Annotated in this window: 1 protein-coding gene; it reads right to left on the reverse strand. The window is 73.0% G+C overall.

Translation table 11 applies throughout. The features are described 5' to 3' along the window. Positions 1 to 92 precede the first annotated feature (92 nt). Positions 93 to 282 (reverse strand): hypothetical protein (locus ACR9ZK_RS21860; RefSeq protein ID WP_481344055.1); only part of this gene is annotated, 190 nt, incomplete at its 5' end.

The following is a 282-nucleotide window of genomic DNA, read 5'->3' on the forward strand; positions in this document are numbered from 1 at the left end:
CCGCGACGTTGGCCATGGGCGCCACGGTACGCCGCGGGCGACGGCATCCCCAGCCCCTTGCGGGAGCGGCCGGGACGTGACAGGAGCGTCTCCTAGCGGAAGTCCCGCGAGCGGTGCTGCACCCCGACGCGGAGGTCTTCGAAGCGGTCGGCCAGCAGGTTCGTCACCCCCTCCGTCGAGCGTTCCAGGATGCCGCGGGCGATGAGCGCGGGGCTGTCGCGCAGCACCCGCCGGCAGCGGTTCCACACCCCGGTCGAGCAGATGACGTTGACGAGCCCGTGC

Source organism: Monashia sp. HAY1-5C (assembly GCF_056755255.1).